10 protein-coding genes are annotated in these 26982 nt (G+C 68.6%); 6 read left to right on the top strand and 4 right to left on the bottom strand.

The features are described from left to right. Positions 1-25 precede the first annotated feature (25 nt). Together RVF83_RS01545 and RVF83_RS01540 are read right to left on the bottom strand one after the other, a co-directional pair. A complete protein-coding gene (locus RVF83_RS01545) occupies positions 26-520 on the bottom strand; it encodes a SixA phosphatase family protein (protein ID WP_005201503.1) in 495 nt (164 codons plus the stop codon). After that, positions 517-804: a hypothetical protein gene (locus RVF83_RS01540; RefSeq protein WP_005201501.1), complete on the bottom strand. Its 288-nt coding sequence runs from the start codon at positions 802-804 to the stop codon at positions 517-519. Before RVF83_RS01540 ends, RVF83_RS01545 begins: the two co-directional genes overlap by 4 nt. 115 nt (positions 805-919) lie before the next feature. On the opposite strand from RVF83_RS01540, the gene RVF83_RS01535 reads away from it, so the two are divergent. After that, entirely contained in the window at positions 920-1792 is an 873-nt protein-coding gene (locus RVF83_RS01535) for a DMT family transporter (protein ID WP_039881296.1), read from the top strand. 40 nt (positions 1793-1832) lie between these two features. Here RVF83_RS01535 and RVF83_RS01530 read toward each other — a convergent pair whose 3' ends face one another. Beyond that, on the bottom strand, positions 1833-2276 hold the full coding sequence (locus tag RVF83_RS01530) for a flavodoxin domain-containing protein (RefSeq protein ID WP_005201497.1): 444 nt from the start codon (positions 2274-2276) through the stop codon (positions 1833-1835). A 258-nt stretch (positions 2277-2534) separates the two neighbouring features. Between RVF83_RS01530 and RVF83_RS01525 the strand changes: the two genes are divergently transcribed. The 4 genes from RVF83_RS01525 (at position 2535) to RVF83_RS01510 (ending at position 7188) form a co-directional block, all read left to right on the top strand. Further along, on the top strand, positions 2535-4067 hold the full coding sequence (locus RVF83_RS01525; protein ID WP_005201495.1) for a CoA-acylating methylmalonate-semialdehyde dehydrogenase: 1533 nt from the start codon (positions 2535-2537) through the stop codon (positions 4065-4067). Between the two features lie 14 nt (positions 4068-4081). Beyond that, the gene (locus RVF83_RS01520; protein WP_005201493.1) at positions 4082-5257 is read left to right on the top strand and encodes an acyl-CoA dehydrogenase family protein; all 1176 of its coding nucleotides are present in this window, start codon (positions 4082-4084) and stop codon (positions 5255-5257) included. Positions 5258-5316: 59 nt separating this feature from the next. After that, positions 5317-6186: a 3-hydroxyisobutyrate dehydrogenase gene (mmsB, locus tag RVF83_RS01515; RefSeq protein ID WP_005201492.1), complete on the top strand. Its 870-nt coding sequence runs from the start codon at positions 5317-5319 to the stop codon at positions 6184-6186. Positions 6187-6279: 93 nt separating this feature from the next. Further along, the gene (locus RVF83_RS01510; protein WP_051989355.1) at positions 6280-7188 is read left to right on the top strand and encodes a type IV toxin-antitoxin system AbiEi family antitoxin domain-containing protein; all 909 of its coding nucleotides are present in this window, start codon (positions 6280-6282) and stop codon (positions 7186-7188) included. Positions 7189-7242: 54 nt separating this feature from the next. On the opposite strand, the gene RVF83_RS01505 is transcribed toward RVF83_RS01510, so the two are convergent. Then, complete coding sequence (locus RVF83_RS01505) at positions 7243-7746, bottom strand: MarR family transcriptional regulator (protein ID WP_005201490.1); 504 nt, start codon at positions 7744-7746, stop codon at positions 7243-7245. Between the two features lie 884 nt (positions 7747-8630). On the opposite strand from RVF83_RS01505, the gene RVF83_RS01500 reads away from it, so the two are divergent. After that, positions 8631-26933: an amino acid adenylation domain-containing protein gene (locus tag RVF83_RS01500; RefSeq protein ID WP_005201489.1), complete on the top strand. Its 18303-nt coding sequence runs from the start codon at positions 8631-8633 to the stop codon at positions 26931-26933. The last annotated feature ends 49 nt before the right edge of the window (positions 26934-26982 follow it).

Raw genomic sequence — 26982 nt, 5'->3', positions numbered from 1 at the left:
CGAGGTCTCCGTCGAGCAGCCGAGGTCACTCCTCGCGGGGTATCCGGACGCCGACGAGGTGCGCGTCGGGGTCCGGGGTCATACCGAGGCGTTCCCAGGGCTGCGACACGGTGAGTACCGCATAAGCCGATGTCGGAAACCGATCGATGAAACCGGAGGGGTCGAGTGTCAGCGCGGCCTGCGGCATACCGGGTTCGTGACCGACGACGAGGAGCGTCGCGGCGTCGGCCGGCGCGTGGATGCGGATGGCCTCCAGGACGTCGTCGGCGTCGCCGCCGTAGATGTCCTCGACATAGGTGACCGGCGCCCGGACGCCGGTCCGCTCGAGGGTCTGACGGGTCCTGGTCGACGTCGAGCACAGCACCGCGTCGGCCTGGAGACCCTCGTCGGACATCCACTGTCCCGCGAGGGCGGCCTGGCGGTCACCGCGTTCGGCGAGTGGACGGTCGTGGTCGCGTGTCGCCGGGGGATAGCCCGACTTCCCGTGACGCATCAGGATCAGTGTGCGCGTGCCGTTCATGCCGTCCCGGTGTGCCGGGGCTCGGCCGGATAGGCGTCGGGGTCGGCGGCGATGGTGCGCAGCAGGCGGACGGTCGCGCGCCACGCCGCGGCCTCCTGGCGGAGGAAGGCGGCGTGCTCGTGCTCGTCGTACGCCTCGGCCTCGTCGGCCAGCGCATCGAACTCGAGATGTTCGTCGACGGCACACCCGATGAGTTCGTCCAGGGTCGTGCAGTCGGCGCAGGCCCGCTCGATCGCGGCTGCGTCGAGGGTCGCCAGGCGTTCCAGATCCGACCGATACCGCATGGTTGTCGAATGTACGCCGTCGGCGCTGGTTGCCGACGTTGCGACACCGGGTGCAACAGGACCGGCCGGTGCCCGACTCGGGCGCGGGGTACGTCCCGCCTCTACCCTTGTGGACGTGCACACCTGGGTACCCGCGCTCCTGGCGGTGCTGGCGGCGTTGTTGATCGCGGCCGGTACCGTCCTCCGGCAGCGTGCGTCGCGGGTCAACGGCGCGATCACCGCCGGATGGTGGGTGGGTGCCGCCATCGCCCTCTGCGGATTCGGTCTGCAGGCGTCCGCGCTGGGCCTGGGGTCGATCCTGCTGGTGCAACCGCTCGTCGTGCTGGCGGTGCTGTTCGCGCTGCCGCTGGAGGCCTGGGCCGATCACCGGCATCCCGCGCGCGTCGAGTGGGCGTGGGGAGGGGTTCTGGTCGCCTGCGTCGCGACCTTTCTTCTCGTCTCCCGGCCGGAACCGTCACTCCGACGACCGGACGCGCTATTGCTGTGGGGCACGGTCGGGGCCGTCGTCGGTATCGTCGTCGGCCTGGTGTTGCTCGCCAGACGCTCCAGCCCGCACTACAAGGCACTGTTCTACGGGCTCGTCGCAGGCACGATGTTCGGGGTATCGGCGCTGCTGATCAAGGCGGTGATCTATCAGATCACCCACGAGTTCTGGCGAACCTTCGTCCAGCCGGAGATCTATCTGTTCGTGCTGGTCGTGGTCGGTGCGGTGGTGGCGCAGCAGCTCGGTTTCGGAGCGGGTGACCTGCAGACCTCGTTCCCGTCGATGACGGTCGCCGAGCCGGCGGTCGCGATGGTGCTCGGCGTGCTGCTGCTCGGCGAGAACCTCAACGTCTCCGTGCCCACTGCGATGTTCCTCGGCATCGTGCTCGCGATCATGATCCGGGCGGTGTGCGAGCTGGCGAAACTGTCGGCGGTCCGCGGATACGAGCAGGCGGTCGCCGCAGAAGCAGAGATGCCGCCGACCGCAGGGCGGTCAGCGGCATGATCGAGCCGTGATCGGGCGGTTCTGAGCCCGCCCGGTCGGGTCAGCCCTCGACCAGCTCCGCGATGCCCTCGGCCCACTCCTCGGCCTGCTTGGCGGGCTTGACCGACGATGAGCTGTCGTGGCGGGCGTGCTCGCCGACCTGGACCGCGCCACGCTTTGTCAGCATCTCGGCGACGATCTCGCCGCCGCGGTTGAAGGTGTCGTAGATCGAGTCGCCGAGCCCGAACACGGCGAAACGCAGCCCGCTCAGGTCGGGGTTGATGCTCTCGAGCTCGTCGGCGAACGGCTCGGCACCGGTGGGCAGCTCGCCCTCGCCGTAGGTCGAGCAGACGATCACCAGGAAGTCAGCGGGGTCGAGGTCCTCGACCGCGTACTCACTCATGTCGTAGACGGAGGGATCGTGCTGGTTGAGCGCGTCCGCGATCGCGTCCGCGACGAGCTCACCCGTTCCGGTCTCGGTTCCGTAGAGGATGACGACCGACATGTGCAGAACTCCTCTCGACGTCGGCATTTACGCCAGAGAGGCTAGCCTAACCCGCTCGCTGGAACTAAATCGCTGGTGGAAGGGGGTTGGAAGAAATACTTGGATGTCCTACTATGTGGTGACTGAGGACATACCCCGGGACGATGGTGTCGGGGTGCTCGATCTCGGCCCAGTCGCCGGCGACCAGTCCGCACATCCCCGAATACGCGCCAGACCCCGAAGCCCCGAAACCCCCGAGAAGAATCAAGGTGATCTGAAGTGTCCGCTCCCGCAGTCCCGTCCATCCCGCACTTCCTGAACGGCAAGCGCGTCACCGCCGAGGGTGGCCGCTTCGCCGACGTCTTCAACCCCAGCACCGGTGCCGTACAGGCCCAGGTGCCGCTCGCCTCGACCGACGAGGTCGCCGCGGCCGTCGCCACCGCCAAGGAAGCCCAGAAGGGATGGGCTGCCTGGAACCCGCAGCGTCGTGCGCGTGTCCTGATGCGCTTTGTCGACCTGGTCAACAAGAACGCCGACGAGCTCGCGACCACCCTGTCGCTCGAGCACGGCAAGACCCACGCCGACGCCCTGGGTGACATCCAGCGCGGTATCGAGGTCATCGAATTCGCCATCGGCATCCCGCATCTCATCAAGGGTGAGTTCACCGAAGGTGCCGGCGGTGGCATCGACGTGCACTCGGTCCGTCAGCCGCTCGGCGTGGTCGCCGGCATCACCCCGTTCAACTTCCCGGCGATGATCCCGCTGTGGAAGGCCGGTCCTGCGCTCGCATGCGGCAACGCCTTCATCCTCAAGCCCAGCGAGCGCGACCCGTCGGTTCCGGTCCGCCTGGCCGAATTGTTCACCGAGGCAGGGCTTCCCGACGGTGTGTTCCAGGTCGTCCACGGCGACAAGGAGTCCGTCGATGCGCTGCTGACCCACCCGGACGTGAAGGCTCTCGGCTTCGTCGGCAGCTCGGACATCGCGCAGTACATCTACTCGACCGCCGCCGCACACGGTAAGCGTTCGCAGTGCTTCGGTGGCGCCAAGAACCACATGATCATCATGCCCGACGCCAACCTCGACCAGGTCGTCGATGCGCTGATCGGTGCCGGTTACGGCAGTGCCGGCGAGCGTTGCATGGCCATCTCGGTCGCGGTCCCGGTCGGTGAGGAGACCGCAGATCGTCTGCGCGCCAAGCTCATCGATCGCGTCAACGCGTTGCGTGTCGGCCACAGCCTCGACCCGAAGGCCGACTACGGCCCGCTGGTCACCGCTGCTGCCCTCGAGCGTGTCCGCGGCTACATCACCAAGGGCGTCGAGGAGGGTGCCGAGCTGGTCATCGACGGCCGCGAGCGCACCAGCGACGAGCAGACCTTCGGCGACGAGGACATCTCGAAGGGCTTCTTCATCGGCCCGACCCTGTTCGACCATGTCACCAAGGACATGACCTCGTACCAGGAGGAGATCTTCGGTCCGGTGCTGCAGATCGTTCGCGCAGCCGATTACGAGGAAGCCCTCGCGCTGGCCACCGATCACCAGTACGGCAATGGCACCGCCATCTTCACCCAGGACGGCGACGCGGCCCGCGACTTCGCTGCACGCGTCGAGGTCGGCATGGTCGGCGTCAACGTGCCGATCCCGGTTCCGGTGGCGTACTACACCTTCGGTGGATGGAAGCGCTCGGGATTCGGCGACCTCAACCAGCATGGTCCGGCGTCGATCCAGTTCTACACCAAGACCAAGACCATCACGACGCGCTGGCCGTCGGGCATCAAGGACGGCGCCGAGTTCGTCATCCCGACGATGGACTGAGTGCGGCCACAGACATGACCACACTTGCCGAGGCCGCAGTCGCGCGGCTCGACGGTGACGAACGCGTCATCGTCGAGACCGCCGCGGCTTTCGCGGCCAAGAAACTGGCGCCGTATGCGCTGGAATGGGATGCGTCCAAACACTTTCCGGTTGCCGAACTGCGTGAGGCGGCCGAACTGGGGATGGGTGCCATCTACTGTTCCGAGGAAGCCGGGGGCAGCGGGCTCCGCCGCCTCGACGGCGTGCGGATCTTCGAGCAGCTGGCCTACGCCGATCCGGCGGTGGCGTCGTTCCTCTCCATCCACAACATGTGCGCCTGGATGGTCGACCACTACGGCACCGACGAGCAGCGCAACAAGTGGGTGCCGCGGCTGGCGACGATGGAGACCGTCGCGAGTTACTGCCTGACCGAGCCGGGTGCCGGCTCGGATGCGGCGGCACTCTCCACCCGGGCCGAACGCCAGGGTGACGAGTACGTCCTCACCGGGGTCAAGCAGTTCATCTCCGGTGCCGGGTCGTCGGACCTGTACGTGGTGATGGCCCGCACCGGCGCCGCCGGCCCCAAGGGCATCTCCACCTTCCTGGTCGAGAAGGACACTCCGGGACTGAGTTTCGGTGCGCAGGAACACAAGATGGGCTGGAACGCGCAGCCCACCGCGCAGGTCATCCTCGACGAGGTGCGGGTCCCCGCGTCGAACCTGCTCGCCGAGACCGAGGGCATCGGTTTCGGCATTGCGATGAACGGCCTCAACGGTGGCCGGCTCAACATCGCGGCGTCGTCGCTCGGTGGCGCCCAGGCGGCCTTCGACAAGGCGGCCGCCTACGTCTCGAGTCGCCGTGCGTTCGGCAACTCGCTGCTCGACGAGCCGACCATCCGGTTCACGCTCGCCGACATGGCGACCTCGCTGCAGACCTCGCGGCTCATGCTGTGGCACGCGGCGACCGCCCTCGACGACGGTGCTCCGGACAAGGTGGAGCAGTGTGCGATGGCCAAGCGGTTCGTCACCGACAGCTGCTACGACGTCGCCGACAAGGCGCTGCAGCTGCACGGCGGCTACGGATATCTGTCCGAGTACGGAATCGAGAAAATCGTCCGCGACCTCCGAGTGCACCGCATCCTGGAGGGGACCAACGAGATCATGCGGGTCGTCCTCGGCCGCTCGATCGCGTCCCGCTACCGGGAGAGCTGACGCGAACTCGCGCCCAACGCAATGGTTTTCGCAGGCAAACACTTTAGGGAGCAATGACAATGACGACGATCGCTTTCCTCGGCCTCGGCAACATGGGCGGACCGATGGCCGCCAACCTGGTCAAAGCCGGCCACACCGTCCGCGGATTCGACCTGTCCCCCGAGGCGATCGAGACCGCCGAGTCCAACGGGATCGAGACGTTCCCCGCGGCCATCGAGGCGGTGTCCGGGTCGGAGGTCGTGATCACCATGCTGCCCAACGGCGGCATCGTGAAGAAGGTCTACGACGAGGTCCTGCCGGCCGCCCAGACCGGTGCGCTCTTCATCGACTCGTCGACCATCTCCGTCGACGATGCGCGGGAGATCCATCGCCGGGCCGTCGATCACGGTTTCGCCCAGGTCGACGCCCCGGTCTCGGGCGGCGTCAAGGGCGCCACGGCGGGCACACTGGCCTTCATGGTCGGCGGCGAGGACGAGGCCTTCGCCGCAGCGCGGGGAACCCTCGACCCGATGGCCGGCAAGATCATCCACTGCGGTGCGGCGGGTGCCGGCCAGGCGGCGAAGGTGTGCAACAACATGCTGCTCGCCGTCCAGCAGATCGCCGTCGGCGAGGCCTTCGTTCTGGCCCAGAAGCTGGGTCTCGACGAGCAGGCGCTCTACGACGTCGTCACCGGCGCCACCGGCAACTGCTGGGCAATCGAGACCAACTGCCCGGTCCCGGGCCCGGTCCCGACCTCGCCGGCGAACAACGACTTCAAGCCGGGGTTCGCCACCGCACTGATGAACAAGGATCTCGGTCTCGCGATGGACGCCGTCGCCAGCACCGGTGCCCGCGCCCCGCTCGGTTCCCACGCCGCGCAGCTGTACCGCGGCTTCGCCGAGCAGCATGGCGACCTCGACTTCAGCGCGATCATCACCTCGCTGCACTAGGTCGCAGCACCTGCCGTACGGCTCCTGAGATCCCGTTGCGTTCTGTCCCGTTTCCCGGGACAGAACGCAACGGGATCTTTTGTGCTTGGACCGATGGAACCGGGACGGCGCGCGCTGCGTCGAAGTTCCGTGGTCGACCTCAACGAGCTCATCATCCGGCAGGACGGTGTCCTGACGACGTCGCAGGCGCAGGCTGCCGGGTTGAGTCGGTCCGCCATCAGCCGACGCAGGACGTCGGGGGAGTGGACTGCCGTTGCCCCTGCTGTCTACCTCGTGTCGGGGCACCATCGTTCGGCGCGTGCGCAGGCCCGGATCGCGGTGCTGTCGGTCGGTGACGACGCCGTGCTCGGCGGGGTTGCTGCCTGCTGGTGGCATGGTCTGCATTCCAAGGGGCCCGCAAAGCATCATGTGTTCTCCGGACGTCGCGGCCGGCACGCGAGATCATCGGCCACCGCCGTCGTAAGGCACCGAGACCTCGCCGACGAGGACGTGATCGTCGTCGACGATCTCCGCGTCACCAGGCCCGCACTCTCGTTTCTCGACGCAGCCGTCGACCTGGGGATCGGCGTCCTCGATTCGGTCCTACTCTCGACGGACGTGACGCTCGCCGACCTGCGGGCCGCACATGCGCGGTACCCCAAGCGCGTCGGAACCGGAGTGGTGGCCGGGTATCTGGATCGACTCGAGGACGGGACGCGATCTGAGGCCGAACGCCTGACGGCTGAACTGTTCCGCGAAGCGGGCCTCGACGGGTGGACGGCGAACCTGCCGGTATGCGGCTACCTGCTCGATTTCGCGTTCCAGCAGTCCGGGCTCGCCGTCGAGATCGACGGCTTCGCGTTCCACCGCGACGCCGACACATTTCAACGGGACCGCACCAAGCGCAATGCGCTGATCGCCGACGGATGGACCGTCTTGAACTTCACGTGGGCGGACCTGACGGAACGGCCGGAGCACGTCATCGAGGCAGTTCGGAGTGCTCTACTGCGGGCCGCATCGTGACGACGACGTTGCGTTTTGTCCCGCTTGCCGCGACAAAGCGCAACGGGATCGGACTCAGAAGTCGCCGTTGTGCTTCCGCAACGACTGGATGGCCCCGACGAGTCCGGCCATCTCGTCGTCGGTCATGCCGACGTCGGCGAAGACCTTCTCGTTGAGCGTCTTGGTGGCGTCTTCGACGGTGGAGCGGCCGAGGTCGGTGATCTCGACGAGGGTGGTGCGGCCATCCGTGGGGTGGGGGACGCGGCGTACGAGGCCGCCCTCCTCGAGACGGCGGATCGCGTGGGTGACGCTGGTGACGTGGACCTGGAGTCGGTCGCTCGCCTTGGTTATCGGGAGGGCGCCCTGGCGTGAGAATGCGAGCAGTCGGAGAAGCTCGAATCGGGAGAAGCTCAGATCGAAGGGGCGCAACGTGGCCTCGACGCGGGCCAGCAGGATCTGATGGGCACGCATCACGGAGGTCACCGCGACCATGCCGTCGGCGACGTCGCCCCACCCGGCCTCGGTCCAGTTGTCCCGTGCCTCGGCGATGGGATCGAAGTCCATGCTGCGCCCTGCCATGAACCCACCCTAATCGGGTTGTCGTGTCACCGACCGACGGCGCGCCAGCCGTCGCCGGCGGCGTGCGAGCGTCGATGGTCGACTCGGGTCGGGCCAGGAGAGGGGCGGTCCGCGGAACCGATCCGAACTTACGACGCGGCTGTGATCCGCACCGGTGGAGCCGGCTCGACGCGTCGTCGTGCCCGTGATCTACGACTCCTTCCGAGTGACAAAGGTCCCTATGGATGTGACAAATGGCCTCCGCGGCAACGAAACAAAGTGTTTGCCATCTCGGGAGAATCTCTTGATTTGTTGTCGTTCCCTGGAACTACAACCCCCCAATCGAGATCATCCGGGTTGTTCGGGAACGGAGGTGTAGCTCAAATATCGATAAGGTCACGGCGTCGTTAGCGAGATTCTCCATACCCATTAGCTATCCGATCTAATTAAATCGCGATATGGGTAATTTGGGCGATTCAGGCGACTTGTCCTACTTCGTGTGGCGATCGAAAAGTGCACCAGTGCAGTCGGATTCAGTACCGTACCGGGCCGGATGTGAATCTGGATCCGAATCTGCATACGTCGCAAGCAGCATGCAGATAAACCTGTGAAGAACACGCGGTCGGGGGAATGTCATCCGATCGGACCAATTGCCGAATGTCATCGTTCCGAGACCTTTCTCTCCTGGGTCATACGACCGATCTAGCTTCTCGGAAATCGTTGTGGCGGAAAGTTTCGCGAGAGTAGGGTCCGTTCTTGTCGGCGGGGTGACAACTATCCAGGGGGGCTACATTGCCCATTCTCGCTTCAGGCGCGAGACGAGCAATTTGTGGTCTGACGATTCCGTCCGGGTTATGCCCCCAGGCCCGGTGGACGCAGTCGATGAGGACGCATGGGGAGGCCGCGTGACCATCTCAGAGAGAAATTTCGAGTCAACCTTCGACGGTGAGTCGGGTGCTCGGTCACGGGTCGGCACCTTGCCGCTGTCCGCGGCGCAGCGGGGTATCTGGTTCGCGCAGCACGTGGCAGGTGACCTGCCGATCTCGGTGGCGCAGTATGTCGAGATCGAGGGTGAACTCGACACCGACGTGCTCGAGGACGCCGCACGGACGACCGGGAAAGAGTTCGGTTCCGGATACCTGCGGCTGATCGAGGTCGACGGCGAGCCGCGACAGTACGTCGACGAGGCGCACGGGGGTCCGGTGTACACCGTCGATCTACGTGACGAGCCCGACCCGATCGGGACCGCACATCGTCTGATGACGGAGGACTATTCGCGACCGCTGGACCTTCTCGTTGACCACCTCATGACGAGCGTCGTCTATCAGGTCGGGACAAACCACTACTTCTGGTATCTGCGCGCACACCACATCGCGCTCGACGGGTTCGGTGCGGTCACGATGGTCCGGCGGATCACCGAGCGGTACAACGCCGGCATCCGCGGTGAGGAGCCACCACCCTGCAAGGCAAGCGATCTCGCCGACATCATCGAGCAGGACGCGTCCTATCCCGGGTCGAGCCGCTACGAGAACGACCGGAAGTACTGGAGCGAACACCTGGAAGGTGCCCCGCCGGTGGTCAGTCTCGCCGGCCGGCTCGGCAAGCCCACGCTGCACCCGACCCTCGTGTCCACGCCGCTGCCCGAGGAGACCGCGCGTCTCCTCGACGACGCGTCGCACGACGGTGGTGTCACCCCGGTGATCGTCGCGGCCTTCGCCGTCTACCTCGCCCGGATGACCGGGAGCCCGGAAGTTCTCCTGAGCCTGCCGGTCTCGGGCCGGCACTCGGCAGTCCTGCGCCGCTCCGGCGGCATGGTGGCGAACGTCGTGCCGCTGCGCGTCCCGGTCGCGGGCCGCACGCTCGACCAGGTTGTCACCGCCGTGAAGGGTGAGCTGCTGAGCGCACTCCGGCGGCAGCGTTACCGCCAGGAGGACATCTTCCGCGACATGGGGATCGCGCGCGACGAGGCGTCGTCGTTCGGCCCGGCCGTGAACCTGATGATGATCGACAGTGAGGTCGTCTTCGGCGATGTGGCGGGTCGCCTGCACGTGCTCACCTCCGGCCCGACCTCCGACCTGTTCGTCAACATCTACCCGGGTGCGGGACACGACAGCACGCACATCGACTTCCAGGGCAACCCGAACGTCTACACGCCCGCCGAACTCTCCGACCATCACCGTCGGTTCCTGATGTTCCTGCACGAGTTCCTCGAAGGCGCCTCGGACGACCAGGTGGGCCTGCTCGAGCTCCTCGACGAGCACGAGAGGAACGCGCTCCTGCCCGTGCGTGGTTCGGAAGGTTTTGCGCCGCGGCTCCTTCCGGACATCCTCGCCGACAGCGTGGCCCGTCACGGTGACCGCGTCGCGATCTCGTCGGACGGCCGCCGGCTCACCTACCGGGAACTCGACGCCGTCTCGTCCCGGATGGCACGCCGCCTGATCGACATGGGTTGTGGGCCGGACACCTCCGTCGCGATTCTTCTCAGACGGTCCGCAGAGTCCGTCACCGCCGCGTGGGCGGTTGCGAAGTCCGGGGCTGCCATCGTCCAGGTGGACCCGGACTACCCACGCAAGCGTATCGAGCACATCGTCACCGACAGCGGCGTCGACGTGGCCATCACAGCCGACGAGTTCACCGACCGACTCCCGGAGTCGATGCCCACGGTGATCGTCGCCGGCGAGGGCGGTCCCGGGGAGGGGGCCGCCCTCGCCCCGGACGCGGTGATCACCGGCCGCGACCGCATCCGTCCGCTGCGCGCGGACAACGTCGCATACATGACCTACACCTCGGGATCGACCGGTGTCCCGAAGGGCGTCCAGGTCACGCACCGCGGGCTCGCGAACCTCATCTCCGATCGGTCCGAGGTCTATGGCCTCGACCCGGGATCACGGGTGTCCTATGCCCTTTCGCCGAGCTTCGACGCGTCGATGGAACAGCTGCTGACCTGCTTTGCGAACGGCTCCGCGCTGATCGTCGTACCGCCGGACGTGATCGGTGGGGAGCGGCTGGCCCGTCTGTTGACCGACGAGGGTGTCACCCACCTGACGCTGACGCCGGCGATGTTGGCCACCATCGAGCCGGAAGCCCTGACCGACCTGCGGGCGGTCATGGTCGGCGGCGACAAGACCGCGCCGCGCATCGTCGAACGCTGGACGCGGTGTGCGCGGATGATCAACGAGTACGGTCCCACCGAGGCGACGATCACCGCGGCGAGCGGTGTCATCGACCCCGCCGAGGACCTGACGGTCGGACGCCCGGTGCGCGGTGCGTCGATGATGATCCTCGACCCCGCACTGCAACCGGTCCCGATCGGCACCGCGGGCGAGCTGTACCTGGCGGGGCCGGGTCTCGCACGGGGCTACGCGAATCTGTTCGGCCAGACCGCCGGCCGGTTCGTCGCCAACCCCCACGGTGAACCCGGGGAGCGGATGTACCGCACCGGCGATCTGGCGCGCTGGGTGGGGAAGCCCTCCGCGCTGTCGCTGGAACTGCTGGGTCGTACCGACTTCCAGCTGAAGATCCGTGGCTACCGGATCGAGCCCGGCGAGATCGACGCGGCCCTCATCGGTCACCCCGACGTCGAGGCGTCGATCACCGTGCCGGTCCGCAACAACGCCGGCGCGACCGTCCTCGCCTCCTATGTGTCGCCGGTTCGCGACCATCGGATCGATGTCTCCGAGCTGAGCCGGTTCGCCCGCGAATCGCTTCCGCCGCACATGGTCCCGGCGGTGATCACCACGCTCGACGCGTTGCCGCTGAACGCGTTCGGCAAGGTCGACCGGAAGGCGCTGCCCGCTCCGGTCTTCGCGGCCGCCCGCACCGGACGGCCGCCGTCGACGCCCGCGGAGTACCGGCTGGCGCAGCTGTTCTCCGAGGTCCTCGGCGTCGACGAGGTCGGTGCCGACGACAGCTTCTTCGTTCTCGGCGGCGACAGCATCTCCTCGATCGAACTGGTGGGCCGGGCCAAGGCCGCCGGGCTGGCGTTCTCGACCCAGGACGTGTTCGAGTGCAAGACCGTCGCAGCTCTGGCGGTTCGGGCGACCGAGGCGTCGGCCGACGACACGCTGCACGAACTCCCCGGCGCGGGCGTGGGTTCGTTCCCGCTGGCGCCGATCATGCACGCGATGCTCGAGCGGGGACACATCGACCGCTTCGCGCAGGCCGCGCTCATCGAGCTCCCCGACGACCTCCGCCGCACCGACCTGTTGCGCGCTCTGGGCGCTCTCGTCGACCGCCACGACCTCCTGCGGGCGGTCCTGCGCGACGACCACGCGGGCGAGGGCTTCGTCGAGGTCCGTGAGCACGGTTCGGTCGACGTCGAGGAGACGCTGACCGAGGTGTGGCTCGAACGGCGCGACGCCGACGAGATCGACCAGCAGCTACAGGCGGCCGCCGATCTGCTGGACCCGCGCGCCGGGCTGCTCACGCGATTCGTCTGGCTGCGGGACCGCAACGGCACCAAGCCGGACCTGCTGTGGCTGGTCATCCACCACCTCGCCGTCGACGGCGTGTCGTGGCGCATCCTGCTGAGCGACCTCGCGGTCGCCCACGGTCAGATCGCCGCGGGCGGCGAACCACAGCTCAGCACGCCGACGACCTCCGTGCGTCGCTGGGTCCACGGCCTGGTCGAGCGGTCCTCCGGCCGTACCGCCGCCGAGCTCGACCTCTGGTCGAACACCCTCGCGGCCGGCGACCGCCCGCTCGGGGACCGCGCACTCCAACCCGACCGGGACGTCACCGCCACCGCGGGACGCGTGCGGATGCGCATCCCCGCCGACGTCACCGAGACGATCGTCACGACCATCCCCGGCCGGTTCCACGGCAGCCCCAACGACCCGCTGCTCGCGGCGCTGGGACTCGCGCTCGCCCGCTGGCGCTCGTTGCACGGCGAGGCTCCGGGCGGCGAACTGATCGCACTCGAAGGACACGGCCGTGAGGAGTCGGCCGTCCCCGGCGCCGATCTGACCGGGACGGTCGGCTGGTTCACCTCGCGGTTCCCCGTCCGGCTCGACCTGGACGACCTCGACCTCGACGACGCCTTCGCCGGCGGGACGGCCGCCGGTACGGCGATCAAGCGGGTCAAGGAGTTCCTGCGCGCGGTGCCCGACAACGGCATCGGCTACGGCATGGTGCGGCACCTGGACCCGGTCGGTTGCAACGCACTCCAGAACCGTCCCGAACCGCAGATCAGCTTCAACTACCTGGGCCGCGCGGGTACCCGTGACGTCTTCGGACCGTGGACGCCGTCGCGCGAGTTCGACGCGCTGGCCGGCACCGCCGACCCGTGGATGGCCCTCCCGGCGGTCCTGGACATCAACGCGATCGCCGAGCCGGGTCCGGACGGACTCGAACTCGACGCGGTGTGGGAGTTCGCCTCGCTGGTGCTCGACCGCGCCGAGGTCGAGGAACTGTCGCAACTGTGGGTGCAGGCGCTCGAGGCGCTCGCCCGGCACGCACAGGCCGACGACGCCGGCGGGCACACGCCGTCGGACTTCCCGCTCGTGGAGACCACGCAGGAAGAGATCGACGGCTGGTTGCGCGAACACCCGTCGATGGTCGATGTCTGGCCGCTGACGGCACTACAGGCCGGGCTCCTGTTCCACGCCACCTACGACGGCATCGACACCAACGCCGCCGGCGGGGTCAGCGGCGCCGACGGCTACGTCGTCCAGGCCGAGCTGACCCTCGGCGGATCGCTACGGCCGGAGCGGATGCGGCGCGCCGCACAGGCGCTCATCGACCGGCACGACAGCCAGCGCGTGGCCTTCGTCGAGACCGCGGCCGGTCCGCGTCAGCTCTTGCTGCGTGACGTGGCCGTCGACTGGACGGACTCCGACCTCACCGGCATCGCCGATCCCGGGGAGCGGCACCGCGAACTGCGACGGCTCATCACCGAGTCGGCGACCCCCTTCGACCTGACGCGGCCACCGCTGATGCGGTTCCACCTCATCCGCGTCGACGACGACGAGTTCATGCTCCTGCTGACCAACCACCACATCGTGCTCGACGGGTGGTCGATGCCGCTGGTCGTCCAGGAGTTGCTGGCGCTCTACATCACCGATTCGACGGACGGTGCCGCGGCCGGGCTGCCCACACCGCGGTCCTTCCGGGACTACCTGCAGTGGCTGGACTCCCAAGACCACGACGCGACGGTCGAGGCCTGGGAGGAGATGCTGGCAGACATCGAGAGCCCGACCCGGCTGACCGGCAACCCGGAGCGGGTCGCCACCGCCGAGGTCGCACAGGTCGACCTCGATCTCGACGCCGCCACCACCGACGCGGTCCTCGGACTCGGTCGCGCCCACGGCGTCACCCCCAACACCGCCATCCAGGTGGCCTGGGCGCTGCTGCTCTCCGCCATGACCGGTCGGTCGGACGTGGTGTTCGGCAACACGGTCTCCGATCGGCCGGCGCACATCGCGGGGATCGAGCGGATGATCGGACTGTTCATCAACACCCTGCCGGTGCGGGTCCGGCTCGATCCCGACGAGACCGTCACCGAGCTGCTCACGCGGGCGCAGGCCGAGCAGGCCGCCATGCTCGACCACCGCAACATCGGCCTCGCCGAACTCCAGCGGGCCGCGGGGATGGCCGACATCTTCGACACCGCCACGGTTCTGGAGTCCTATCCCATCGACGCCGAGGGTGTGGCGGGCGCGCTCGCGGATGCCGGGCTGCAGTGGAAGGGCATCGTCGCCCACGACGCGACGCCGTATCCGGTCAGCCTCCAGGTCACGCCGCCGCGGCCGTCGCGGGCCGGAAGCGAGCCGGGGCAGTACGAGCTGATCCTGAAGTACGCCTCCGATCGTCTCGACGCCCAGTCCGCCGCACTGCTGCTCGAGCGCTTCGTGATGCTGCTGGGTCAGATCGCGGCGGACCCGGGCCAGAAGGTCGCGACGGTCTCCCCGTGCTGGGACACCGAATGGGCGGAGTTGGCCCGCGTCGAGGGGCCGCCGGCACTGACACCGCGGACACTCCGGGGCATCCTGTCCGACACCGCGCGCCGCCACCCCGACCTGCCGGCCGTGCGTTCGGGAGAGAACACGCTGACGTACCGGGAGCTCGACCGGCAGGCCGATCGTGTCGCCCGTGAACTCATGCGCCGCGGCGCCGGACCCGAGGGTTTCGTCGCGCTGGCGCTCCCGCGGTCGGTCGAGTTGATCGTCGCCATGTGGGCGGTGGCCAAGTCGGGCGCGGCCTTCGTCGCCCTCGATCCCGGCAACCCCGCGTACCGCCTGGCCGAGTTGCTGGCCGATTCTCACTGCACACTCGGCATCACGGTCGAGGAGGTCACGAAGAATCTCCCGGCTTCCGTGGACTGGCTCGTCCTCGACGCCGCCGGCCGGTCGGATGACGAAGGGGCGAAGGCGGACCGGTCGACGACCCCGGTGGAGGCCGACAGCAGTGCGTACCTGATCTTCACCTCCGGGTCGACCGGACGGCCGAAGGCGGTCCACATCGCCCATCGGGGGCTGCGAGACCGGGTCACCGCCCTCGCCGACTATTTCGGTGTACTGCCCGGTTCGTCAGTCCTGCAGGTGGCCTCCCCTGGTTTCGACGCCTGCGTCTCCGAGGTCCTGCTCGCCCATGGCAACGGGGCCTGCCTGGTGGTGGCGCCCCAGGACGTCTATGGCGGCGTCGATCTCGAGGAACTGATTCGGGCCGAACAGATCTCGCACGCGATCATCACGCCGACCGCCCTCAATACGATGGACCCCGCACGGGTGCCGTCACTGGCGACTATCGCGGTGGTCGGCGAGGCCACCGGCGCGGACATCGTGAACCGCTGGGCGCCCGGCCGCCGGTTGATGAACCATTACGGACCCACCGAGACCACGATCTGGGCCACCGCGGCCGACGACCTGCAGCCCGGGGAACCGGTGACCATCGGGGAACCGGTCCGCGGAGTGTCCGCGGTCGTGCTCGACGCATGGCTGCGTCCGGTCCCGGTCGGCGTGGCCGGCGAACTGTACCTGGGCGGACCGGGTCTGGCCCGCGGGTACTTCGACCGGCCCGGCCTCACCGCCTCCCGGTTCGTCGCGGACCCGCGGTCGGCGACCGGCGGACGCATCTACCGCACCGGTGACCAGGTGCGATGGATCCGCGGACGCGACGGACTCGAACTGGACTACCTGGGACGCAACGACCAGCAGGTCAAGATCCACGGCCTGCGCATCGAGACCGGGGACATCGACGCCCATCTCGTACGACGCGAGGCCGTGGCGCAGGCCGTCACCCTGGTCCAACCGGGCCCGACCGGTCAGCCGGTCATCGTGTCCTACGTCGTCGGCACGCCGGGGGAGCAGCTCGACGTCACCGCGCTACGCGCCGATCTCGCGGAATCACTGCCGCGCTACATGGTTCCGACCGCCATCCTCGAGCTGCCGGCGATGCCGGTGACCCGCACCGGCAAGGTCGACCGGAAGGCTCTCCCCGCGTGGGACTTCCGCGCCGAGAGCGCCGGCGGCCGAGCGCCGTCGACACCCACCGAGGAGCTCATATCCCGACTGTTCGCCGAGGCCCTGAACCTCGAGGCGGTGACCGCCGACGACAACTTCTTCGCCCTCGGCGGCGACTCCATCGTCTCGATGCGACTGGTGGCCCTGGCCAAGTCGGCCGGACTGAACATCACCGGCCGCCAGGTCTTCGAGGCCAAGACGGTCGCCGCTCTGGCCGCGCTCGTCGATCCGGACAGCGTCGGACACGACGACGCTGCCCGGCCGGTCGCCGTGGTGGAAACCGGTTCCGACGATCACGAGGCGCTCTCCGCCGATGACTTCGCCGACGTGTGCGACTCCGATGCGGAGAACCTCCGTCATCGGTACCCGGGGTTGTCGGAGATCTGGCCGCTGTCCCCGACCCAGTCCGGCATCCACTTCCACTCCACGCTCGATCCCGACGCGGCCGACAACTACACCGTGCAGTCCACGGTCCGGCTGTCCGGGTATCTCGACGGGGCGAGGCTGCGATCTGCGGCCCAGGCACTCGTCGACCGCCATGACATCCTGCGGGCGGGATTCGTCGAGACCTCGAGGGGCCCACGCCAGGTCGTGGTCGGCGACGCCGAAGTCGCCTTCCGCGAGATCGACCTGTCCGACCGGCCCGCCCAGATCGCGCAGCAGGACGCCGCGCGCATCGCCGCGGAGGATGCGGAGGCAGGCTTCGACCTCAGCATCCCCTCGCTCATCCGGTTCACCCTGATCCGGCTCGACGCCGAGGCGTTCGAACTACACATCACCAACCACCACGTCATCCTCGACGGCTGGTCGATGCCGCTGCTCATCGGCGAACTCCTCGAGTTCTACGGCGAACCGGAGCGGATCGAGCACGCCGGGTCGGCGCCGTCGTACCGTGGCTACCTGCGTTGGCTGGCGCAGCAGGATCACGAGGCATCCATCGCCGCATGGGCACGGGCCTACGCCGACGTCGACGGAGCCACCCGAGTCAGTCGGCGCGATCCGGCGATGTCGGGCGATCTGGCCGGTGAGGTCGGTGCGGAGTTGCCGGCCCAGGAGTTCCTGCGGTTGCGTTCCGTGGCAGCCGATTCCGCGGTCACCGTCGGTACGGCGGTGTCGACGGCATGGGCACTCGTCCTGCGCGTGCTGACCGGCGAGACCGACGTCATCCTCGGCTCGGCCGTCGCCGGGCGACCGCCGGAACTGCCGGGTGTCGAGCGGGCCCTCGGGATGTTCCTGAACACCGTCCCGGTCCGGGTCCGCCTCGATCCCGCGGCGACGCTGCGGGACCTGCTGGTCGGTGCCCAGGACAGCAATGCCGAACTGCTCGACCATCACTACGTGGGTCTCCCTGCCATCCACCGGGCGGTGGGTCTCTCGGAGATGTTCGACACCGCGCTCGCCTTCCAGTCCTTCCCGCTGCGCGAGTCGACCCTCCAGGAGCTCGTGTCCTCGGCGGGACTCCGCGTCGACGGGATCACCGGCGTCGATGCCACCCCGTATCCGCTGAGTCTCGTCGTCGCACCGAAGAACGATGTGGGAGAAGGGGAGCCGGGTCTGTCGATCACGTTGCGCTTCCGCCGCGGCGACTTCGCCCCCGCCAGGGCGCGGGAGATCCTCGATCTCTTCGTCGAGTGTCTGGCCAGGATCGCCGACGACCCGGACACGCGGGTGGGCGTGCTCGCGCACGGTGGCGGCGAGCTGGATCTGCCCGGGTCGCCGCGGACCCTCCGGCCGGCGACGTTGCCCGACATCCTTGCCGCTTCCGTTGCCCGTCAACCGAACGCCATCGCGGTGACGTGCGGTGCGTCGGTGTCGTACCGCTGGCTCGACGAGCGGTCGAACCGAATGGCCAGACTCCTCCTGCGCCGAGGAGTCGGATCACAAGATGTGGTCGCCTGTGTGTTGCCGAGATCGCTCGACGCGGTCGTCGCCATCTGGGCGGTGGCCAAGACGGGCGCGGCATTCCTGCCGGTGGACCCGACCCTGCCTGCTGAACGGATCGGATACCTGCTCTCCGATGCCGATGTCAGGCTGGGTCTCACGCACGCCGGGACCGCTACCCTGGACGGTCCCGGCGTGCCCCCCGGCATCGAGTGGCTCGAACTCGACGACGGACGGCACCCGTGCCTGCTCGACGCCGAGTCGGACGCACCGATCACCGACGCCGAGCGCGGTGGACCGATCCGGATCGGTCAGACCGCCTACGTGATCTACACCTCCGGCTCGACCGGCATGCCGAAGGGCGTGATCGTCAGCCATCGCGGTCTGGCGCGGCTCGTCGAGGCGCAGCACCGCGTACTCTTCGCCGACGACACCGCGAGCGTTCTCCAGGTGGCCTCGCCGAGCTTCGACGCCTCGGTGTTCGAGCTGCTGATGGCGCACGGTGCCGGTGGCCGCCTGGTGGTCTCACCACCCGACGTGTACGGCGGTCCCGAACTGGCCGAACTGATCCGACGCGAACACGTGACGCACGCGGTGGTGACGCCGTCGGCCCTGTCGACCGTGCCCGAGGCGGATCTCGACACGCTGCGCGTGCTCGCTCCCGCCGGTGAGGCCGTCGGCCCGGAGCTGGTCGCGCGGTGGGCGCCGGGACGGAAGATGATCAACATCTACGGCCCCACCGAGGTCACCATCTGGGCCACGGCGAGCGAACCACTCGATCCGCACGGGCCGGTGACCATCGGCCGCACGATCGGACCGGTCGCCGGAGTCGTGCTCGACACGTGGATGCGCCCGGTGCCCCAGGGCGTCGTCGGTGAGCTCTACCTCTTCGGACCTGGACTGGCCGACGGTTACGTCGGGAAGCCCACGACGACCGCGGCCCGGTTCGTCGCATGCCCGTTCGGCGACACCGGCGAGCGGATGTACCGTACCGGTGACCTGGTCCGGCGGGCCGCCGACGATCAGCTGGAGTACTTGGGACGCAACGATTTCCAGGTCAAGATCCGCGGCACTCGCATCGAGGTGGGGGAGATCGACGCGGCTCTCGGTGGCCGGTCCGATGTCGCCTACGCGGTCACCATCGTCCGCAGCGACAACGGGATGCCGCAGATGCTGGTGTCCTACGTGGTGGCCGCGCCGGGGGAGGAACTGTCGGGCGATGGATTGCGGGACTTCCTGTCGCAGAGCCTGCCCGCGTACATGGTCCCGGCCGCGGTCGTCGTACTCGACGAGGTCCCGCGGACCCCGACCGGCAAGCTGGACCGGGGCCGGTTGCCCGAACCGGTGTTCGCGGCAACGGAATTCCGGGCGCCGTCGTCTCCCGCGGAGTCCGCGGTGGCCACCGCCTTCGAAGCGGTCCTGGAGATCGACCGGGTGGGTGCCGACGACGACTTCTTCGCCCTCGGCGGCGATTCGCTGAGTGCTTCGGTGGTGGCGGCGCGGGTGGGTTCGGCGCTGGGAGTCCGTGTCCCGGTGCGAGCCCTGTTCGAGGCGCCCACCGTGTCGGCACTGGCCGGCCTCGCCGGATCGCTGCAGGAAGGGCACCGTGCACCGCTGATCCCCGGCCCGCGACCGGAGCGGATTCCGCTGTCGCTCGCACAGCAGCGCATGTGGTTCCTCAATCGCATGGAGCCGGAGTCGCCCGCCTACAACATCCCGGTTCTGCTGAAGTTGACCGGACGCCTCGACATCGCGGCACTCGAGGACGCGCTCGCCGACGTGATCGGCCGGCACGAGGTGTTGCGGACGATCTACCCCGACGACGCCGGTGAACCGCATCAGGTGGTGCTGGACCACGTCGCGGCCGCCGTCGAGGTGCGGTACGTGCCCGAGAGCGCGGTCGAAGAAGTGGTGTCCGAGTTCGTCCGTCGCGGTTTCGACGTGACCACCAGGGTGCCGATCCGGGTGGGCCTCCTGCGTATCGACGAGTCCGGCAAGCCGGCCGGCGGTCGGTTGGACCAGGCCGGAGAATTCCTGCTGGTCCTCGTCGTCCACCACATCGCGGGTGACGGGCAGTCCATGGCGCCGCTGGCCCGGGATGTCATGGTCGCCTACGCGGCCCGGCTCGAAGGACAGGAACCCGCCTGGGAACCGCTCGAGGTCCAGTACGCCGACTACGCACTGTGGCAGCGGCGGGTCCTCGGTGAGCCCGACGATCCGCAGTCCCTCATGCACGCTCAGCTGGACTACTGGCGGTCGACGCTGGCGGAGATCCCGGATGTGCTGGATCTGCCGACCGACCGTCCACGGCCCGCGGTCGCGAGCCTGTCCGGCGGCCACGTCCCGGTGGAGATCGACGCGCAGCTGCACGATCGCCTCATGGAACTCGCACACTCGCGGAACGCATCGTTGTTCATGGTGCTGCACGCCGCACTCGCAACGCTTCTCGGCCGCCTGAGCGGTGGCGACGACATCGTCATCGGCACCCCGGTCGCCGGCCGCGGGGAGCCCGGACTCGAACCGCTGGTCGGGATGTTCGTGAACACCCTCGCCCTGCGCACGCCGCTCGACCGTGAGCAGTCCTTCGGCGATCTGCTGGGTCAGGTCAGGGACACCGACCTGCACGCTTACGAGTACGGCGACGTCCCGTTCGAGCGGATCGTCGAAGAGCTGAATCCCCAGCGCTCGACGGCACACCATCCGCTGTTCCAGGTGGCGCTGGCCTTCCAGAACCTCTCGAAGACCGACGTCGTGCTGCCCGAGGTGACCGTGTCGCGGGCGCAGGCCGACACCGGTGTCTGCCAGTTCGACCTGCAGCTCGTGGTCGCCGACTCGTACGGCGAGAACGGTGCCGCCGGGGGCATCTCGGGCGCGATGATGTTCGCCAACGACCTGTTCGATCCGGCAACAGTCCAGGGCTTCGTGCAACGACTGTGCCGGATGTTGGAGGCGATCGTCGACGATCCGGAGACCCCGGTCGGCGAGATCGATTGGCTCGACGCCGCCGAACGTACCGACCTGCTGTCCCGCGTCGGTCGTCCGCGTCTCGCCGTGGAAGGACCGACGCCGGTGCTCCTGTCGGAGGTCTTCGCCGCTGCGGTCCGGCGCAACCCGCGCGGACCTGCGGTGATCGCCGGCGGCGTCGAGCTGACCTACACCGAACTCGACCGTCGTTCGAATCGTCTGGCGCGGCATCTCATCCGACTGGGCGCCGCACCGGAGCGGCCGGTGGCCGTCGCGGTCGAGAGGTCCCTGGACTCCGTGATCGCCTGGTGGGCCGTGGTCAAGTCCGGGGCCGCCTACGTCCCGGTCGACCCGCACTACCCGACCGCCCGTATCGATCAGATGGTCACCGATTCCGGTGCGACGCTGGGTATCACGACGCTCGGCGCACGCGCCGGGCTCCCCGGGACGATCGACTGGGTCGTCGTCGACGATCCTGCCGACGCCGCACGCATCGACGCACTCGACGACGCCGAGGTCGAGCAGGCCGAACGCCTGCGGCCGGTACGTGCAGAGAACACGGCGTGGGTCGTCTTCACCTCCGGATCGACCGGCGTGCCCAAGGGCGTCGCGGTCAGCCACGCCGGGGTCGCCGACTACCTGTCCTCACTGTTCGTCGATCCCGAGAGCGGTCCCGGCTCCCGGGTCCTGCACTTCGCGTCGCCGTCCTTCGACGCCTCCCTGCTCGAGATCCTGCTGTCGATCAGTTCGTCCTCGGCGCTCGTGGTGGCGCCCACCGATGTTCGCGGCGGCAACGAGCTCGGCGACTTCCTCCGCGATCAGCGCGTCACTCACGCGTTCGTCACCCCCGCCGCGCTGGCGTCGGTCGATCCGGAGGGCCTCGACGACCTGCGCGAGGTCCTGTCCGGCGGCGACGAGGTGCCGACCGATCTGATCACTCGCTGGGTGGGCGACGATCCGGCCCGGGCCCGCCGGTTCCGGGTGCTGTACGGCCCCACCGAGACCACGATCGTCGCGACCGCGACCGAACCGCTGGGCGCGGGGGAGCGCTCGACCATCGGTGCGCCGTTGGCCGGGATGCAGGCACTGGTCCTGGACCCGCGGATGCAGCCCGTGCCGGCGGGTGTGGCCGGCGAGCTCTACCTGGCCGGTCCGGCACTGGCCCGGGGTTACCTGAACCGCCCCGGTGTCTCCGCGTCGCGGTACGTGGCCCATCCCTTCGGCCGGTCCGGCGAGCGGATGTACCGAACCGGTGACGTCGTCCGCTGGAATGCGGCCGGTTCGCTGGAATTCTTGGGACGCAACGACTTCCAGGTGAAAATCCACGGCTTCCGGGTAGAGCTCGGAGAGATCGACTCGGCACTGGGTGAGCATCCCGGGGTGTCGTTCGCGGTCACCGTGCCGCGGCGCGACAGCGGGGTCGGCATGCGCCTGGTCTCCTACATCGTGCCCGCTCCCGGCGAGGTCGTCTCGGGCGAGAAGCTGCGGGCCCTGCTCCTGGACTCGCTGCCGCCGTACATGGTCCCGGCCGCGGTCATGGTCCTGGACGAGATCCCGCTGACGCCGAGCGGCAAGCTCGACCGCAAGGCCCTTCCCGCGCCGCTCATCACGACCCGTCGCTTCCGCGCCCCGTCGTCCCCGGTGGAGGAGATCGTGGCCGGTGTCTTCGCCGACGTCCTCGGGATCGAGGGCGGCGTCGGTGCCGACGACGACTTCTTCGACCTCGGCGGCAACAGCCTCGCCGCCACCCGCGTCGTGTCGAGGATCGGCGCAGCACTGGGCACCAACGTCCCGGTGTCGATGATCTTCGAGGCGTCGACGGTGTCGAAGCTGGCGGCTCGGGCGGAGTCCCACACGGCCATCGGACGGATTCCGCTGGGATCGCTGGACCGACCGGAGCGCATCCCGCTCTCGTACGCGCAGCAGCGGATGTGGTTCCTCAGCCGCATCGAACCCGACTCGCCCGCGTACAGCATCCCGATCGTCGTCCGGCTGTCCGGGCACCTCGACGTCGATGCCCTGCAGGCGGCGATCGGCGACGTCGTCGACCGTCACGAGATTCTGCGCACGGTCTACCCGTACATGGATGCCGAACCGACACAGGTGATTCTGCCGCCGGCGGTCGACCGCGTCCCGGTGGTCGTCAGCTCGGTGCCCGAATCGGAGATGCCGCGGGCGATGTCGCAGCTGCTGGCGCAACCTTTCGACGTCACGTCGGAGGTCCCGGTGCGGATCAGGCTGTTCTCGCTCGGCGACGACGAATGGGTGCTCGCGGTGGTCATCCACCACATCGGCGCCGACGGTTCGTCGTTGACGCCGCTGGCCCGGGACCTGATGAACGCGTACGCGGCCCGCACCAACGGTGGCGAACCCGGCTGGGAACCGCTGCCGGTGCAGTACGCCGACTACGCGGTCTGGCAGCGGGTGGTGCTCGGTGCCACCGACGACCCCGACTCGCTGCTCCGGGCGCAGATCGACTACTGGACACAGCAACTGGCCGACGCGCCCGCCCTGCTCGAACTGCCCGCCGACCGCCCGCGGCCGCCGGCGCAGTCCTACACCGGCGGTAACGTCCCGCTGACCGTGGACGCCGACCTGCACGCCGCGCTGCAACAGGTCGCACGCGCCCACAACACGACGCTGTTCATGGTGTTCCATGCCGCGCTGGCCGCGCTGCTGGCCCGGCTCGCGGCCACCGACGACGTGGCGATCGGCACCCCCTACGCCGGACGCGGCGAGCGCGAACTCGACGATCTGATCGGCATGTTCGTCAACACATTGGTCCTCCGCACGCGGCTGCGCCCGGACATGACGTTGCGCGAGCTGATCGACGACGTGCGGGACACCGATCTGGCGGCGTTCGGGCACGCGGACGTCCCGTTCGAAAGACTCGTGCAGGAGCTCAACCCGGTCCGGTCCGACGCCTACAACCCGCTGTTCCAGGTGATGCTGGCGTTCCAGAACATCTCGTCGGCAGACATCGAACTGCCGGAGCTGTCGGTGTCCGCCGTCGAACCCGACACCGGGATGTCGCTGTTCGACCTGCAGGTCACGGTGTCCGACACCTACGACACGAGCGGCGCGCCGGCCGGGCTCCGCGGCGGGATCACCTTCGCGACCGACCTGTTCGACGCGTCGACGGTCGCCGGCTTCGGCGAACGCCTGGTGCGGATGCTCAGTGCGCTGGCTGAGGACCCCGCATGCTTGGTCCACGAGGTCGACCTGCTCGACGACGACGAACGTCATGCGGTCCTGGTGCGGTGCAACGAGACCGCTCACGCCGTCGACCCCACCGCCACGCTGGCGTCGCTCTTCGCGGACTCGGCGGCCCGGTTCGCCGACAGCCCCGCGATCACGGCAGGCGACGTCACCCTCACCTACGGTGAGTTCGCCGGCCGCGTCAACCGGCTGGCGAGGTGGTTCGTCTCCCGCGGGGTCGGACCCGATTCGTTGGTGGCGCTGCGGATGCGGCGTTCGCTGGACCAGGTCATCGCGATGTACGCGGTGCACGCCGCCGGCGGTGCCTACGTGCCGGTCGACCCGGACCACCCGGCCGAGCGGATCGACTACATGCTCGAGTGCGCCGATCCGGTCGTCGTCCTCACCTCGCTCGACGGTGTCGATCTCGACGCATTCGACGATGCGCCGCTCACCGACGCGGACCGGCTCGGCCCGCTGACCCCGGCGAATCTCGCCTACGTCCTGTTCACCTCCGGGTCCACCGGTAGGCCGAAGGGCGTAGCGGTGTCGCACCGTTCGGTGGTGAACCAGGTGCTCTGGATCAGCGATGAATACGACCTGAACGTCGCGGACGTCGTCCTCCAGAAGACCCCGGCCACCTTCGACGTCTCCGTATGGGAGCTCTTCGCCACCCTCGTGGTGGGAGCGCGACTGGTGATCGCCCGGTCGGACGGGCACACCGACCCCGACTACCTCGCCGACACGATCGCCCGGGAGCGCGTGACCATCACCTCGTTCGTGCCGTCGATGCTCGCGGTGTTCGCCGATTCGGCGAGAACCGTTGCGCTGGAATCGTTGCGGGCGCTGCTCGTGGCGGGCGAGGCCTTCGGCCCGGACGTGGTCGCCGCGGCGCGGCGGATGCTGCCGGGAGTCGAGCTGCACAACCTCTACGGTCCGACGGAGTTCACGGTGCACGCCACGGCGTACGCTGCCCATCCCGACGACACGGGTGCCGTGCCGATGGGCAAGCCGGTGTGGAACGCCCGGGCCTACGTCCTCGATTCGAGACTGCAGCCCGTGCCGGTGGGTGTGACCGGCGATCTGTACCTGTCCGGGACCCAGGTGGCCCGCGGCTACCACGGCCGGCCCGGCCTGACCGCGGAACGGTTCGTGGCCGACCCGTTCGCACCGGGGGAGCGGATGTACCGCACCGGCGACCTCGTGCGACGACGCCCGTCCGGTGACCTGGAGTACCTGGGCCGCAGCGACTTCCAGGTCAAACTGCGCGGTCTGCGCATCGAACTCGGGGAGATCGAGGCGGTGTTCGCCGAACACCCGAAGGTCGCCCGCGCGGTCGCCACGGTCACCTCGACCGAGACCGTCGAGTTCCTCGCGGTGTACCTCGTGCCGGCCACCGGCGATGCCGAATCGCTCGACACCGACGAGGTGACGGCCTTCGCATCGACGGAGCTGCCGGGCTACATGATGCCGACCGCCGTGCTGGTGCTGGAGACGGTGCCGCTGACCGCGTCGGGCAAGCTCGACCGCAAGCGACTACCCCATCCGACGCTGAACACCGCGCAGTTCCGCGAACCGTCGACGTGGCTGGAAGGTGAGATCGTCCGCACCTTCGAACACGTCCTGGGCGTGCAGCGGGTGGGTGTCGACGACGACTTCTACGAACTCGGCGGCAACTCGCTGAGGTCGGTGCAGGTGGTCAACGACCTGAAGAGCGAACTGCACATGGACATCCCGGTCCGGTGGATGCTCTCCGCCTCGAGCCCGGCCGATCTGGCCCGGCGGATCGAGGACTGGATGGGCAACGGCGAGGGCGCCGACGCGTCGATGGAATTCGATGCGCTGCCGCCGCTCGGTTTCGACGTCCTGCTGCCCATCCGTCCGGGCGGGGAGAAGCCGCCGCTGTTCTGCGTCCATCCTGCCTCCGGTCTCTCGTGGGCCTACCACACCCTCGGCCGGCACCTCGCGTCCGGGCGGCCGGTGTACGGCCTGCAGGCACCTCAGATCGGTGGCGAGAAGGACGGTCCCACAACGGTGTCCGGTCTCGCGCGGCGCTACTTCGACGAGATCCGGGCCGTGCAGCCGCACGGGCCGTACCACCTGCTGGGGTGGTCGCTGGGCGGCACGATCGCTCACGCGGTGGCCGCCGAGTTGCGGGCCGCCGGAGAAGAGGTCGCGCTGCTCGCGATGCTCGACACCGAGGCCGACGCCGTCGACACCGACGCGATCCAGACGATCACGGCCGGTGAACTGATCAGCAACCTCGGTCCGGTCCTCGGCATCGACTTCGTCAGCGCCGACGCGACCGCGGAAGAGGCGGCCGAGCAGATCGCCGAGCGTCTCGGGACCGGACTCGGCATCGACGCCGATTCCATCGAGAACCTCACCGAGACATACAACTTGCTGCTCCGGGCGCTGGGTGACTGGCAGCCACCCGTGGTCGACGTCGACCTGCAGTACTTCACCGCGGTGCGCGACCGGCGAGCGGATGCGGTGGGACACGACGGGTGGGCGCCCTACGTCCGCGGCGACATCTCGAACGTCGACGTCGAGGTGCACCACCTCGGAATGACCGAGAACGAGGCGATCATCCGGATCGCCGGGATTCTCGACGAATACATGACTCGCACAAACGGTCACGAAGCCGGCCGTTCCGGGTCTAGCGTTTTCAACAATGGGAGATTCACCATCGAAGAAATGAGGTAGTCCATGAGCAGGTCAAGGACTTCGACCGAGCTACGCCGAACGCGCTTCC

This window comes from Gordonia rubripertincta, assembly GCF_038024875.1.
In the GTDB taxonomy this organism is placed as follows: domain Bacteria; phylum Actinomycetota; class Actinomycetes; order Mycobacteriales; family Mycobacteriaceae; genus Gordonia; species Gordonia rubripertincta.
This window is presented reverse-complemented; position numbering and strand designations above follow the sequence as displayed.